At 69.8% G+C, this 13,709-nt stretch carries 11 protein-coding genes; 6 read left to right on the top strand and 5 right to left on the bottom strand.

All coding sequences use genetic code 11. The features are described from left to right. Nucleotides 1-10 precede the first annotated feature (10 nt). Nucleotides 11-1,459: a GuaB1 family IMP dehydrogenase-related protein gene (locus ACTVCO_RS09665; protein ID WP_443728206.1), complete on the bottom strand. Its 1,449-nt coding sequence runs from the start codon at nt 1,457-1,459 to the stop codon at nt 11-13. 222 nt (nt 1,460-1,681) lie between these two features. On the opposite strand from ACTVCO_RS09665, the gene ACTVCO_RS09660 reads away from it, so the two are divergent. The 6 genes from ACTVCO_RS09660 to pflA all read left to right on the top strand — a co-directional run bounded on the left by ACTVCO_RS09660 (nt 1,682) and on the right by pflA (nt 8,714). Beyond that, nucleotides 1,682-2,935: an inorganic phosphate transporter gene (locus tag ACTVCO_RS09660; protein ID WP_443728205.1), complete on the top strand. Its 1,254-nt coding sequence runs from the start codon at nt 1,682-1,684 to the stop codon at nt 2,933-2,935. Nucleotides 2,936-2,946: 11 nt separating this feature from the next. Continuing rightward, nucleotides 2,947-3,186, top strand: coding sequence for a hypothetical protein (locus ACTVCO_RS09655; protein ID WP_443728204.1), 240 nt, complete (start codon nt 2,947-2,949; stop codon nt 3,184-3,186). A 137-nt stretch (nt 3,187-3,323) separates the two neighbouring features. Beyond that, the gene (gene dxs / locus ACTVCO_RS09650) at nt 3,324-5,195 is read left to right on the top strand and encodes a 1-deoxy-D-xylulose-5-phosphate synthase (RefSeq protein ID WP_443728203.1); all 1,872 of its coding nucleotides are present in this window, start codon (nt 3,324-3,326) and stop codon (nt 5,193-5,195) included. 128 nt (nt 5,196-5,323) lie between these two features. After that, entirely contained in the window at nt 5,324-7,429 is a 2,106-nt protein-coding gene (locus tag ACTVCO_RS09645) for a pyruvate formate lyase family protein (protein ID WP_443728202.1), read from the top strand. Next, nucleotides 7,426-7,710, top strand: coding sequence for an autonomous glycyl radical cofactor GrcA2 (gene grcA2 / locus ACTVCO_RS09640; protein WP_443728310.1), 285 nt, complete (start codon nt 7,426-7,428; stop codon nt 7,708-7,710). Before ACTVCO_RS09645 ends, grcA2 begins: the two co-directional genes overlap by 4 nt. Nucleotides 7,711-7,829: 119 nt before the next feature. After that, nucleotides 7,830-8,714: a pyruvate formate-lyase-activating protein gene (gene pflA, locus ACTVCO_RS09635; RefSeq protein ID WP_443728201.1), complete on the top strand. Its 885-nt coding sequence runs from the start codon at nt 7,830-7,832 to the stop codon at nt 8,712-8,714. A gap of 179 nt (nt 8,715-8,893) precedes the next feature. On the opposite strand, the gene ACTVCO_RS09630 is transcribed toward pflA, so the two are convergent. The 4 genes from ACTVCO_RS09630 to ACTVCO_RS09615 form a co-directional block, all read right to left on the bottom strand. Further along, on the bottom strand, nt 8,894-9,184 hold the full coding sequence (locus tag ACTVCO_RS09630) for a DUF1416 domain-containing protein (protein WP_443728200.1): 291 nt from the start codon (nt 9,182-9,184) through the stop codon (nt 8,894-8,896). A gap of 46 nt (nt 9,185-9,230) precedes the next feature. Further along, on the bottom strand, nt 9,231-10,070 hold the full coding sequence (locus tag ACTVCO_RS09625) for a sulfurtransferase (protein WP_443728199.1): 840 nt from the start codon (nt 10,068-10,070) through the stop codon (nt 9,231-9,233). A gap of 204 nt (nt 10,071-10,274) precedes the next feature. Beyond that, nucleotides 10,275-12,386 carry a 3-hydroxyacyl-CoA dehydrogenase NAD-binding domain-containing protein gene (locus tag ACTVCO_RS09620; protein WP_443728198.1) on the bottom strand — a complete coding sequence of 704 codons (2,112 nt, stop codon included), beginning with the start codon at nt 12,384-12,386 and terminating at the stop codon, nt 10,275-10,277. Beyond that, entirely contained in the window at nt 12,383-13,642 is a 1,260-nt protein-coding gene (locus tag ACTVCO_RS09615) for a thiolase family protein (RefSeq protein ID WP_443728197.1), read from the bottom strand. Before ACTVCO_RS09615 ends, ACTVCO_RS09620 begins: the two co-directional genes overlap by 4 nt. Nucleotides 13,643-13,709: the final 67 nt, after the last annotated feature.

Below are 13,709 nucleotides of genomic sequence, written 5' to 3'. Positions count from 1 at the left end.
GAGCGGTGTCTCACCAGCCCGCGGGGAGCGGACGTCCCTCCTCATAGCCGGCGGCCGACTGCACCCCGAGCACTGCGCGCTCGTGGAACTCCGCAAGCGTGCGGGCGCCCGCGTAGGTGCACGAGGAGCGCAAACCCGCGGTGATCTCGTCGAGGAGGTCCTCGACGCCGGGACGGGCGGAGTCGAGATACATGCGCGAGCTCGAGATCCCCTCCTCGTAGAGCCCCTTGCGTGCGCGCTCGAACGCTGAGTCACGTGCGGTCCGTGCCGCGACCGCGCGGGCTGAGGCCATGCCGAACGACTCCTTGTACAGGCGTCCCGTCCCGTCGTCGTGCAGGTCGCCGGGCGACTCGTGAGTTCCGGCGAACCACGAGCCGATCATCACCTGGCTCGCGCCGACCGCGAGGGCGAGCGCGACGTCGCGCGGGTGCCGTACCCCGCCGTCCGCCCAGACGTGTGCGCCGAGCTCGCGGGCCGCGGCCGCACACTCGAGGACTGCCGAGAGCTGCGGACGCCCGACACCCGTCATCATGCGAGTCGTGCACATGGCGCCCGGGCCCACCCCGACCTTGACGATCGTGGCGCCCGCGTCGACAAGATCCCGAACGCCGCCTGCGGTGACGACGTTGCCCGCGACGATCGGCACGCGCGGGTCGGCTGCCCGGACCTGCGCGAGCGCGTCGAGCATGGTGCGCTGGTGCCCGTGAGCGGTGTCGACGACGAGCGTGTCGGCGCCAGCGGCGACGAGCGCCTCGGCCTTGCCGCGCACGTCACCGTTGATGCCCACTGCCGCTGCGATGCGCAGACGTCCTGAGTCGTCGAGCGCGGGGGCGTAGACATCGGAGCGGACGGCGCCCTTGCGTGTGAGGACGCCAACGACCTGGCCCCGGTCGACGACGGGAACGATGCGCCGACGTGCGCTGTGGAGCTGCTCGTACGCGAGCCTGAGCCCATCGGCGCCCTCGAGCACGTCGAGCTCGATGGTCGCGGGGTCGTGCGACATGACGTCGCGTGCCTGCGTGAAGCGATCAACATCCCGGCAGTCGTCGGCCGTGACGATGCCCCGCAACGTGCTGTCCTCGACGACGAGCGCCGCGCCGTGAGCGCGCTTGCCCATGAGCGAGAGGATCGTGTGGACCGTGTCGTGGAGCCCCACCGTCACGGGGGTCTCGATGACCGTGTGCTTGGACTTGACGTCCGCGATGACGTCCGTGACGACGCTCACCGGGGTGTCTTGGGGAATGACTGCCATCGCGCCGCGCCTCGCAACGGTCTCTGCCATGCGTCGTCCCGCGACCGCGGTCATGTTGGCGACGACGATCGGGATCGTCGTTCCCGTGCCGTCCGTGGTCGAGAGGTCGACGTCGAAGCGTGACGTGACCTCGGACCGTGACGGGACGAGGAAGACGTCGCCGTAGGTGAGGTCGTAGGCAGGGCGGTGGTCGTCGAGGAAGCGCATGTCTCGAGCGTACGTCGCGTCGTGGGCATGGGATGGGATCCGCAGAGGACCTTGGTCCCACGCGGTTGAACGGCTCCCGACCCGGCCCGACGGTGAACGCGAGCTCCGCAAAGTGAACGCCAGGTAAACGAGGCATGAAAGGTCGCGCGTCGTTGACGTGATCTCGCGTGACAGCGTGTCGAGGAGGTGGACAGCGGGCGTCCCGTAGCCCTCAATGGTCATGTGGCCGAGACCCTCATCCTCCTGCTGGTGATCATCACCGCCCTCGCTTTCGACTTCACGAATGGCTTCCACGACACGGGGAACGCCATGGCGACCTCCATCGCGACCGGGGCCCTCAAGCCCAAGGTCGCCGTGGGCCTCTCCGCGGTCCTCAACCTTGTCGGCGCGTTCCTCTCCGTCGCAGTCGCTGCGACGGTTGCCCGCGGCATCGTCAACCTCGACGGCGTCGGCGGGCAGGACTTGCTCCGCATCGTTCTCGCGGGCCTCGTCGGTGCGATCCTCTGGAACGTCCTCACGTGGCTCTTCGGAATCCCCTCGAGCTCCTCGCACGCACTCTTCGGTGGCCTCATCGGCGCCGCGATCGTCGCGCTCGGAACGTCGGGAGTCCTGTGGAACGGCGTCGTCGCGAAGATCGTCTTCCCGGCTCTGCTTGCTCCGGTCGTGGCGGGCCTCGTGGCGGGGCTCGGCTCGTGGTTCGTCCACCGTGCTGTGCGGACGGTCCCCGAGAAGACGCAGGAGGTTGGCTTCCGCTGGGGCCAGGTCGGCTCCGCCTCGCTCGTCTCCCTCGCGCACGGCACGAACGATGCGCAGAAGACGATGGGCGTCATCTTCCTCGCGCTCGTCGCGCACGGCTCCGTGACCGCGGACGACACCATTCCGTTCTGGGTCATCGCGGCGTGCGCGATCGTCATCGGCCTCGGGACGTACCTCGGTGGCTGGCGTGTCATCCGTACGCTCGGCAAGGGACTTGTCGAGATCTCGCCCGCGCAGGGCATGGCTGCCGAGACGTCCTCTGCCGCCATCATCCTCACGTCCTCGAGCCTCGGTCTGCCCCTGTCGACGACGCACGTCGCGACCGGCTCGATCCTCGGCTCGGGCGTGGGCCGTCCGGGCGCGCAGGTGCGCTGGGGCGTGGCAGGCCGCATGGGCGTCGCGTGGCTCGTCACGCTCCCCGCAGCGGGCGCCATGGGTGCCGCAGCGTGGGGCGTCGCGCACCTCATCGGTGGGGCGACCGGGATGCTCGCGGTCTTCGCGATCCTCGCCGCAGCGTGCGCGGCCATGTGGGTGCGCTCGCGCAAGGCGCCGGTCAACCCTGACAACGTCAATGCCGACTGGGAGGACGGGCTCGAGCCTGCCGCCGCGGCCCCGGCTGAGAAGCTCGCGACGATCACGGTGCTCGATGAGGCACCCGAGGTCCCGCTTCCCCTCGACGCACATGTCGAGTCGACCCCGCGCATCGCGACCCCGGCCTGAGAGGATCCGCCATGAACTTCGCTGACATCGGTCTTTCGCTCGTCAAGGTCCTCGTCGTGGGCATCACCCTGGGCGCTGGTCTCCCCGTGATCTTCGCGCTCGGGCTCAAGGGCTTGGCGCGCACCGAGGCACGGCCCGACGGCACGCTCGCGGTGACGGCCGCGGGCCGCACGATGGCAGGCGTCGCGTTCGCCGTCGTCGCCATCGCGGTCATCGCGGGCATCGTCTGGATCGTCTCGGGCGGGCACTGAACATCTGCACGTGAACGCCACGGGACGTGCCGCGCTGCGGCACGTCCCGTGGCGCATGTGGGGGCCGTTGCGACGTAGAGTGGACGGTCAGCACACCGGAGTCCGGAAGTCCGGGCACGACCGAGAACGGGGTCGGCATGAGCCTGCTCGAGCACGTCGAAGGACCCGACGACCTCCGGGACCTCAGCCCCGCGCAGTGCCGCGTGCTCGCCGGCGAGATCCGAGACTTCCTCGTCTCCGCCGTCTCGCGCACGGGCGGGCACCTGGGCCCGAACCTCGGCGTCGTCGAGCTGACGATCGCGATGCACCGCGTCTTCGAGTCGCCCCGCGACACGATGGTGTTTGACACAGGTCACCAGGCGTACGTGCACAAGCTGCTCACCGGTCGCAAGGACTTCTCCGCGCTACGACGCAGCGGCGGCCTCTCGGGGTACCCGAGCCGTGCCGAGTCCGAGCACGACGTGGTCGAGAACTCCCACGCCTCGACCTCGCTGTCATGGGCCGACGGCATCGCCAAGGCCAACGTGCTCGCGGGTCACACGGACAGGCACGTCGTCGCGGTCATCGGGGACGGCGCGCTCACGGGCGGCATGGCCTGGGAGGCGCTCAACAACATCGCTGCCTCGCAGGTCGAGCGGCTCGTCATTGTCGTCAACGACAACGGTCGCAGCTATGCCCCCACGATCGGCGGCCTGGCTCACCACCTCGACACGCTGCGCACGACGCGCGGCTACGAGGAGTTCTTGCGCTGGGGCAAGCGCACACTCACACGCTCGGGGATCCCGGGCCGCATGGCGTATGACGCGTTGCACGCGCTCAAGAAGGGCGTCAAGGACGTCCTTGCGCCGCAGGGCCTGTTTGAAGACCTTGGCCTCAAGTACATCGGGCCGGTCGACGGCCATGACGTCGAGTCGCTCGAGCGCGCGCTGGCCTCGGCGAAGGCGTACGGCGGGCCCGTGCTCGTCCACGTGATGACGGAGAAGGGCCGCGGGTACACCCCAGCTGAGCAGGACATCGCGGACCGCTTCCACGCGGTCGGCCAGATCCACCCGGAGACGGGACTTCCCGTGGCGCCGTCGCGCTTCGGGTGGACGAGCGTCTTTGCCGACGAGATCGTCTCGATCGGCCGCGCGCGGCCGGACGTCGTCGGCATGACGGCAGCGATGCTCGCGCCCGTGGGGCTCGCTCCGTTCGCCGAGGAGTTCCCGGAGCGCACGTTCGACGTCGGTATCGCGGAGCAGCACGCCGTCACGGCCGCCGCGGGCATGGCGTTCGCCGGCCTGCACCCGGTCATCGCGCTCTATGCGACGTTCCTCAACCGCGCCTTCGACCAGCTCCTCATGGACGTGGCGCTCCACAAGGCGGGCGTGACGTTCGTGCTCGACCGCGCGGGCATCACGGGCGACGACGGCGCGAGCCACAACGGCATGTGGGACCTGGCGATGCTGCGCATCGTGCCGGGTCTGCGCCTGGCCGCGCCGCGTGACGAGGCGACGCTGCGTTCGGCGCTGCGTGACGCGGTTGCGGTCGACGACGCGCCGACGGTGGTCCGGTACCCCAAGGGCGCGCTCGGCGACCCGATCCCCGCGGTCGGGACGATCGACGATGTCGACGTGCTCGCGGAGCACGCGGGGCAGGGCCCGCGCGTCCTGCTCGTCGGGGTCGGCTCGATGGTTCCGACCGCGCTCGCCGCGGCGAACGAGCTCGCGGCCCTCGGGGTTGCGGCGACGGTGCTCGCGCCGACGTGGGTGCTTCCGATCCCGTCGGGTGTCGTGAAGTCGGCGGGCGAGCACGACCTCGTCGTGACCCTCGAGGACGGGCTTGCCCAGGGCGGCATCGGGGCGCTCATCGCCGAGACCTGCGCGCGCGACGGGGTGCGGACGCCCGTGCAGACCGTCGGCCTGCCGACGACGTTCCTCGATCACGCGTCGCGCGATCTCATCGTCGAGGCGCACCGCATGACCGTGGGGGACGTCGTCGCCGACGTCGTGCGTGCGCTCGGTCGCTGACCGGCGCTGTGATGCACAACTCAGGGGCCAGCACCCCTCGGCGGCCTTAGGTCCCAAGTCATCCCACGAATTTCTCAGTACGTTGGTCTCAAGATCAAACAGTGATCGAGCGACCTACGGAGACGGCGATGACGACGACGGAGACGAGCACCACCACCGACGGTGCGGCGCCCCTTGACCCCTGGCGCGGGTTCGAGACCGGTCCTTGGACCGAGTCGGTCGACCTGCGTGACTTCATCCTCAAGAACTACACGCCATTCGAGGGCGACGCGTCGTTCCTCGCGGGCGCCACTCCCAAGACCCTCGCGGTCTGGGAGACCCTCGAGCGCGACTACCTCTCCGTTGAGCGCGAGCGCCGCGTCTACGACATCGACACCGACACCCCGGCCGACGTCGACGCGTTCCCCGCGGGCTACATCAGCGCGGACGACGACGTCATCGTCGGTCTTCAGACCGACGTCCCGCTCAAGCGCGCGATGATGCCGTCGGGCGGCTGGCGCATGGTCGAGACCGCGATCCGTGAGGCCGGCAAGGAGCCGAACGACGCCGTCAAGGACATCTTCACGAAGTACCGCAAGACCCACAACGAAGGGGTCTTCGACATCTACACGCCGCGCATCCGCGCCGCGCGCTCGTCGCACATCATCACGGGCCTGCCCGACGCCTACGGGCGCGGCCGGATCATCGGCGACTACCGCCGCGTCGCGCTCTACGGCGTCGACTTCCTCATCTCTGAGAAGCTCAAGGACAAGGACGCGGTCGCCGACCAGCCGTTCACCGAGCACTGGGCCCGCTACCGCGAGGAGCACTCCGAGCAGGTCAAGGCGCTCAAGAAGCTCAAGAACCTCGGCGCCCAGTACGGCTTCGACCTCGGTCGCCCGGCCGCCACGGCCCAGGAAGCCGTCCAGTGGACGTACTTCGGCTACCTCGCCTCCGTGAAGTCCCAGGACGGCGCCGCGATGTCGATCGGTCGTCTCTCGGGCTTCTTCGACGCCTACTTCGAGCGCGACCTCGCCGAGGGCACGATCACCGAGTCCGACGCCCAGGAGATGATCGACGCGCTCGTCATCAAGCTCCGTATCGTGCGCTTCCTGCGGACGATCGACTACGACCAGATCTTCTCGGGCGACCCCTACTGGGCGACCTGGTCCGACGGTGGCCTCGGCGAAGACGGCCGCACGCTCGTCACCAAGACGTCGTTCCGCCTCTTGCAGACCCTCCGGAACCTCGGCCCGGCGCCCGAGCCGAACATCACGATCTTCTGGGACGAGACCCTGCCCGACGGCTACAAGGACTTCTGCGCCGCGATCTCGATCGAGACGAGCGCGATCCAGTACGAGTCCGACGAGCAGATCCGCGAGCGCTGGGGCGACGACGCGGCGATCGCCTGCTGCGTGTCCCCGATGAAGGTCGGCAAGCAGATGCAGTTCTTCGGAGCTCGCGTCAACGCCGCCAAGGCGCTCCTCTACGCGATCAACGGTGGCCGCGACGAGGTCTCCGGCAAGCAGATCGTCTCGGGCTACGAGCCCGTCGTGGGTGATGGCCCGCTCGACTTCAACGACGTGTGGAACCGTTACGAGAAGATGCTCGACTGGGTCGTGGGCACGTACGTCGAAGCGCTCAACATCATTCACTACAGCCACGACAAGTACGCGTACGAGGCCATGGAGATGGCCCTCCACGACTCCGAGATCATCCGCACGATGGGTTGCGGCATCGCTGGCCTCTCGATCGTCGCTGACTCGCTCTCGGCGATCAAGCACGCGAAGGTCACGCCCGTGCGGGACGAGACGGGCCTCATCGTCGACTACGTCACCGAGGGTGACTTCCCGACGTACGGCAACGACGACGACCTCGCCGACGACATCGCCGCGACGATCGTCCACACGGTCATGGCGAAGATCAAGGCGATCCCGATGTACCGGGACGCCATCCCGACGCAGTCGGTCCTCACGATCACGTCGAACGTCGTCTACGGCAAGGCGACCGGCTCCTTCCCCTCGGGGCACGAGGCCGGCATGCCCTTCGCGCCTGGCGCGAACCCGGAGAACGGCGCTGACACGCACGGCATGGTCGCGTCGATGCTCTCGGTCGGCAAGCTCGACTACAACGACGCGCTCGATGGCATCTCGTTGACGAACACGATCACTCCGGCCGGCCTCGGTCGCACCAAGGAGGAGCAGATCGGCAACCTCGTCGGCATCCTCGACTCGGGCTTCGTCCCGCAGGACTGACCGCACCACTGACTCCAAGAAAGGGACTCATCATGGCTAAGACCTACGACGAGCGCGTTGCCGACATGAAGGCTGCCCGTGATGCGGGTGGTGGCGTCAAGGGGCTCTACCACGCGAACATCAACGTGCTCAACAAGGAGACGCTCGAGGACGCGATGGAGCACCCCGAGAAGTACCCCCAGCTCACGGTGCGCGTCTCCGGCTACGCCGTGAACTTCGTCAAGCTCACGCGTGAGCAGCAGCTTGACGTTCTGTCGCGGACGTTCCACCAGAGCGCCTGAGACATCGGGGCGGGGATCTGCACGGATCCCCGCCCCCGCCTTTCCGCCCCGCGTGGCCTCGCGGCCCGCAGGCTCACCGCATCAGCCCTGCAGCACGACCCGAGGAAGGATCCGCGATCATGTCGATCATCGAGCTCGTCCCCCAGGCCGCAGCGGACGGCGCGAGCGGTGACCAGGGCTTCGAGGCTCCCGTGGGCCGCGCCGCGGGCGCGGGTCTCGGCGGGATCGAGCTGAGCGACGCGGACCGGTCGGAGAAGTTCGCCCTCATGCGTGAAGGATCACTCGGCTCCGTGCACTCCTGGGAGCTCGTCACGGCCGTCGACGGGCCGGGCACGCGCATGACGATCTTCCTCTCGGGGTGCCCGCTGCGGTGCCTGTACTGCCACAACCCCGACACGATGGCGATGCGCAACGGCGAGCCGGTCGAGGCTGCTGAGCTGTTGCGCCGCGTCAAGCGCTACCGGCGCATCTTCGCGAGCTCGGGCGGTGGCCTCACGCTCTCGGGTGGCGAGGTGCTCATGCAGCCGACGTTTGCCGCTCGCCTGCTGCGCGGGGCCAAGGAGATGGGGATCCACACGGCGATCGACACCTCCGGCTACCTCGGCGCGGCGTGCACGGACGCGATGCTTGACGACATCGACCTCGTCCTGCTCGACGTGAAGTCGGGCGACCCGGAGACGTACAAGAAGGTCACGGGTCGTGCCCTCGAGCCGACGCTGGCCTTCGGTCGTCGGCTCGCCGCATCCGGAACGGAGATCTGGCTGCGCTTCGTGCTCGTGCCGGGTCTCACGGATGACTTTGAGAACGTCGAGAAGGTGGCCGACTACGCGGCGACACTCTCGACCGTCTCGCGCGTCGAGGTGCTGCCGTTCCACCAGATGGGGAAGGACAAGTGGGACAGCCTCGGCATGCCCTACGAGCTCGGTGACACGGCTCCTCCGTCGAACGCCGAGGTCGACCGGGTGCGCGAGCAGTTCCGCGCCCGTGGTCTCACCGTCTACTAGGCCTGCAAGAAGCGCCCCGCACCGTGAGGTGCGGGGCGCTTCCTTGATGTCCGTCCGACTCGGGTGAGGCCACCTGCGAGGGGTCGTCGCTCGGGTGCGGAGCCGGTCGGTCGGGCCCGGGGCCTGAACACGACGTGGCCGATGGCTGCCGGACCGCGCCGTGGGGGTGGTCGGGCTGGTCAGAGACCAACCGTGACCGTGGTGCGGCCCTCGGTTGCTGTCACGTTCGTGGAGGTGTTCCCGACGCGTGAGAGCACGCGCAGCTCCCAGGAGGCGGGCCGCGCGTAGAACGTGAACTGCCCGGTCTCGCCCGTGACGACCTCGGCGGTGAACTCACCGTCCGCGTCGTGGAGACGGACGTAGGCGCCGCGCACGGGGCTGCCCTCAGCCGTCACGGTGCCGTCGATGATCGTCGCCCCGGGGGCGAGCGCGACCTGCCCGGTCTGGGCGGGTGCTCCGCAGCTGCTCATGGTCATTCTCCTGGACGTGTCGTGGGGAGGCGGGGAGAGGCCAGGCTCAGGCCGAGGCCGGAACCTCGATCGGGGCGCCGACGAGCGAGCCGTACTCGACCCACGAACCGTCGTAGTTCTTGACGTCCGGCAGGCCGAGGATCTGCGAGAGGACGAACCACGTGTGGCTCGAACGCTCACCGATGCGGCAGTAGGCGATGGTCGAGCGGTCGGAGTCGATGCCGGCAGCGCCGTAGAGCTCAGCGAGCTCGGCGTCCGAGCGGAAGGTGCCGTCGTCGTTCGCGGCCTTCGACCACGGGACGTTGATCGCGCCGGGGACGTGACCGCCGCGCTGGGCGTGCTCCTGCGGGAGGTGGGCGGGGCCGAGGATCTTGCCCGCGAACTCCTCGGGGGAGCGCACGTCGACGAGGTTCTTCGTGCCGATCGAGGCGACGACCTCGTCGCGGAAGGCGCGGAGCGTGAGGTCCTGCTCGGTTGCGACGTACTGCGTGGCGGGACGCGTGACGGTGGCGCCGTCGAGCGGACGGCCGTCGAGCTCCCACTTCTTGCGGCCGCCGTCGATGAGGCGGACGTCCTGGTGGCCGTAGAGCTTGAAGTACCAGAACGCGTAGGCCGCGAACCAGTTGTTGTTGCCGCCGTAGAGGACGACGGTGTCGTCGTTCGCGATGCCACGCTCGGAGAGGAGCTTCTCGAAGCCGGCGCGGTCGACGAAGTCGCGGCGGACCGCGTCCTGGAGGTCGAGCTTCCAGTCGAGCTTGACGGCGCCGGGGATGTGCGCGCCGTCGTAGGCGGTCGTGTCTTCGTCGACCTCGACGAAGACGATGCCGGGGGCTGCGAGGTTGGCCTCGGCCCAGTCGGCCGTGACGAGAACGTCGGTGCGAGCCATTGTGGTCCTCCTGGTTCCGGGGCGCCCCGGTCGGGCGTCCGCTCTTCTGGACCAGAAAGTAGACCGTGATGCTCAGGATCACCGGCGATCGTCACAATGTCTCGCATCGTGAAACAGTCGGCCGCGCGGATGGGACGACAGCCGGACGGGGGCCGGGAACGTCCGTCCCCGACCCCCGTCCGATCATGCGTGACCCGGCGCTCCTCAGCCCGCGTGGGGGACGTTCGCGACGCCGTCGGCCAGCAGACGACGGCCGAGGACCCGCTCAGAGGTCCCCGTGCGGTCGAGGTAGGGCACGATGCCGCCCGTCGCGAAGTGCCAGCCCGCTCCGAGGATCATGCAGATGTCGATCTGCGTCGCGTCGGCGACGACCCCTTCGTCGAGCATGTGGCCGATCTCGACCGCGAGGGCGTCGAGCACCCGGGTGAGCACCCCGGCCTCGTCGAGCGCCCCCGGCCCGCCAGCGGGTCCGAAGACCTCCTGGATCGCGGGATCGACCCGCGCCGGAAGACCCGGCGCGACGGGCGGCAGGACGACCTTGATCCCCTCGGCGACGATCCGCTCGAGCCCCGGGGACGCCGCGAAGCGATCGCCCAGGTCCTCGCGCAGCGAGGTGAGGACGTGCAGGCCGACGGCCGGGCCGACGAGGTCGAAGAGCGCGAACGGGCCCATGGGGAGGCACAACGGCCGCAGTGCGCGGTCGGCCACCTCGACCGGCGTTCCCTCCTCGACCGCTCGGACGATCTCACCCAGCAGCAGCACGAGCAGGCGGTTGACGACGAAGCCTGGACGGTCGGCCACGCCGACCGCCGTCTTGCGCAGCGTGCGCACGATCTCGAACGCCGTCGCAAGAGTCGCCTCGTCGGTTGCCGCGGACCGCACGACCTCGACGAGCGGCATCTGCGCGACGGGGTTGAAGAAGTGCACTCCGACGACGCGCTCGGGGTTGCGCAGCTCTGCGCTCATCGCGGTGACCGAGAGCGCCGAGGTGTTCGTCGCGAGAACCGCCTCGGGACCCACGACGTCCTCGATCTCGGCGAGCACGCGCTTCTTGAGAGCGAGCACCTCGGTGACCGCCTCGATGACGAAGTCGCAGCCGGCCATGTCCTCGAGCGCCGTCGTGCCGTGGACGGACGCGACGATGCGCGCGCCCGCGTCGGGTGACATGCGTCCGCTCCTCACGAGCTTGTCGACCGTCCCGTGCACGTGCGCGAGGCCGTGGGCCACGCGCTCGTCGTCGAGGTCGCGCATGATGACGGGCACGCCGAGGCGCTGCGCGAAGATGAGCGCCAGCTGGGCGGCCATGAGGCCCGCGCCGATGACGCCGACGCGGGTGACTCGTCGCGCGAGCTCCTTGGCAGGTGCGCCCTGGGGCCGCTTGGCTCCCGAGACCGAGGTGAAGGCATAGACGCTCGCCCGGAGCTCGTCGGTCATGAGGAGGTCCGCGAGGGCCTCGTCCTCGGCCGCGTAGCCCTCCTCGCGCGTGACGTCCGGGCCCATGGCCAGGAGGTCGAGCGCGCGGTAGGGCGCCGGACGGGCGCCCGCGACGACCATGTCGACCTGCGCGCGGGCGCGGGCGACGACCGCGGCCCACTCGTCGGCCTCGACCGGCTCGGGTCGCGTGACGACCGTCTCGCCGCGCACGACCGATGCCGCCCAGGCGATCGACCGCGCGAGGAAGTCCGCACTCTCGATGAGGACGTCCCCGAGGCCGATGTCGACGGCCTCGGCCGGGCGGTAGGGCTTGTTCTGTGCGGGACGCACGAGGATGACCTCGCACGCGCGCTCAATCCCCACGAGGCGCGGAACGGTATGCGCCCCGCCCCACCCGGGCACGAGCCCGAGTGAGGTCTCGGGGAGGGCAAGTGCCCCGGCCGCGGTCGAGACGGTGCGGTAGTCGCACGCGAGCGCGAGCTCAAGGCCGCCTCCGAGCGCGACGCCGTTGACGAAGGCGAACGTCGGGACCCCGGCGTCGTGCAAGAGCGTGTACGCGGCGTGCCCCGCGCGCCCGAGCTCACGTGCTGCCTCGCGCGTCGGGAGGTCTGCTGCCTGCGTGAGGTCGGCTCCCGCTGCGAGGACATACGGCTTGCCCGTCACGCCGATCGCCTGGATCTCGCCCGTCGCGGCGCGCTCGCGCACGGCCTCGAGGGCCGTGCGCAGGTTGCCGAGACCCTCGGGGCCGAGGGTCGTGGGCTTCGTGTGGTCAAGACCGTTGTCGAGCGTGACGAGTGCCATGAGCCCGGCGCCGCCGGGCATCGTCACGTCGCGGACGAGCGCAGAGGCGACGCGTTCGGTACGTGCGGACGGCTGGTTCATCGGTCGGCTCCCTCGGTCGTGGCGGACGCGTGGCCCGAGTAGTCAGCGTGGTGCGGGTTCTCCCACACGACCGTGCCGCCCATGCCGAGGCCGACGCACATGGTCGTGAGGCCGTAGCGGACCTCCGGGTGGGCAGCGAAGTGACGGGCCAGCTGGGTCATGAGACGCACGCCCGACGAGGCGAGCGGGTGGCCGACGGCGATCGCGCCGCCGTCGGGGTTGAGGCGGGCGTCGTCGTCTGCGAGGCCGAAGTGGTCGCAGAAGGCGAGGACCTGGATCGCGAACGCCTCGTTGATCTCGATGAGGCCGATGTCGTCGATCGTCAGGCCCGCGTTGCGCAGGGCGCGCTCGGTCGAGGGGATGGGGCCGAGGCCCATGACCTCCGGGTCGACGCCCGCGTAGGCGAAGGAGACGAGGCGCATGCGCGCGGGGAGGCCGAGCTCGTCGGCGACGTCGCCCGCAGCGAGGAGGCACATCGTCGAGCCGTCCGTGAGGGGTGACGCGTTGCCCGCCGAGACGCGTCCGCCCGAGCGGAAGGGCGTGCGCAGGTCCCGCACGTCCTCGAGCGTCGTCCCAGGGCGGGGGAGCTCGTCCGCGGTGGCGAGGCCCCAGCCGAGCTCTGACGAGCGCACGGCGACGGGTACGAGGTCGGGTTCGATGCGACCCGCGGCGAGCGCGGCCGCGTAACGGCGCTGGGACTCGACGCCGTAGGCGTCCGCGCGTTCCTTGGTGAGGTGCGGCAGACGGTCGTGGATCGTCTCGGCGGTCGCACCCATGACGAGCGCGTCGCCCGCGACGAGCTTTTCGGTGACGAAGCGCGGGTTGGGGTCGGCGTCAAAGCCCATGGGGTGATGGCCCATGTGCTCGACGCCGCCCGCGATCGTCACGTCCTGCTGCCACGTGGCGATGGCTGAGGCTGTCGTCGTGACGGCCGTCATGGCGCCTGCGCACATGCGGTCGATCGCGAAGCCCGGAACAGTGCGCGGGAGTCCCGCGAGGACGCCGACGGAGCGGCCGAGGGTGAGGCCCTGGTCGCCCGTCTGGGTCGTTGCTGCGATCGCGACCTCGTCGATGCGGTCGTGCGGGAGTGTGGGCACGCGGTCGAGGAGCCCACGCAGGACGGCAACGGCGAGGTCGTCGGCGCGCGTCTCGGCATAGAGGCCGTCGGGGCGCGCCTTGCCGAAGGGCGAGCGCACCCCCTCGACGAAGACGACGTCGCGTACGTGGCGACGGCGGGTGGGTGAGGTCCCGGGCATGGCTTCTCCTGATCTGGACGACGGTGTCCGGAGCGGTTCGCTCGTTCAGGTACACGATACCGTCAGT

It is taken from the genome of Sanguibacter sp. A247 (genome assembly GCF_052324925.1).
Taxonomy (GTDB): domain Bacteria; phylum Actinomycetota; class Actinomycetes; order Actinomycetales; family Cellulomonadaceae; genus Flavimobilis.
This window is presented reverse-complemented; position numbering and strand designations above follow the sequence as displayed.

Coding starts and splice junctions, on each gene's coding strand:
- ACTVCO_RS09665 (WP_443728206.1), bottom strand. CDS start 1,459: ATGCGCTTCCTCGACGACCACCGCCCTGCCTACGACCTCACCTACGGC.
- ACTVCO_RS09655 (WP_443728204.1), top strand. CDS start 2,947: ATGAACTTCGCTGACATCGGTCTTTCGCTCGTCAAGGTCCTCGTCGTG.
- dxs (WP_443728203.1), top strand. CDS start 3,324: ATGAGCCTGCTCGAGCACGTCGAAGGACCCGACGACCTCCGGGACCTC.
- ACTVCO_RS09645 (WP_443728202.1), top strand. CDS start 5,324: ATGACGACGACGGAGACGAGCACCACCACCGACGGTGCGGCGCCCCTT.
- pflA (WP_443728201.1), top strand. CDS start 7,830: ATGTCGATCATCGAGCTCGTCCCCCAGGCCGCAGCGGACGGCGCGAGC.
- ACTVCO_RS09630 (WP_443728200.1), bottom strand. CDS start 9,184: ATGAGCAGCTGCGGAGCACCCGCCCAGACCGGGCAGGTCGCGCTCGCC.
- ACTVCO_RS09625 (WP_443728199.1), bottom strand. CDS start 10,070: ATGGCTCGCACCGACGTTCTCGTCACGGCCGACTGGGCCGAGGCCAAC.
- ACTVCO_RS09620 (WP_443728198.1), bottom strand. CDS start 12,386: ATGAACCAGCCGTCCGCACGTACCGAACGCGTCGCCTCTGCGCTCGTC.
- ACTVCO_RS09615 (WP_443728197.1), bottom strand. CDS start 13,642: ATGCCCGGGACCTCACCCACCCGCCGTCGCCACGTACGCGACGTCGTC.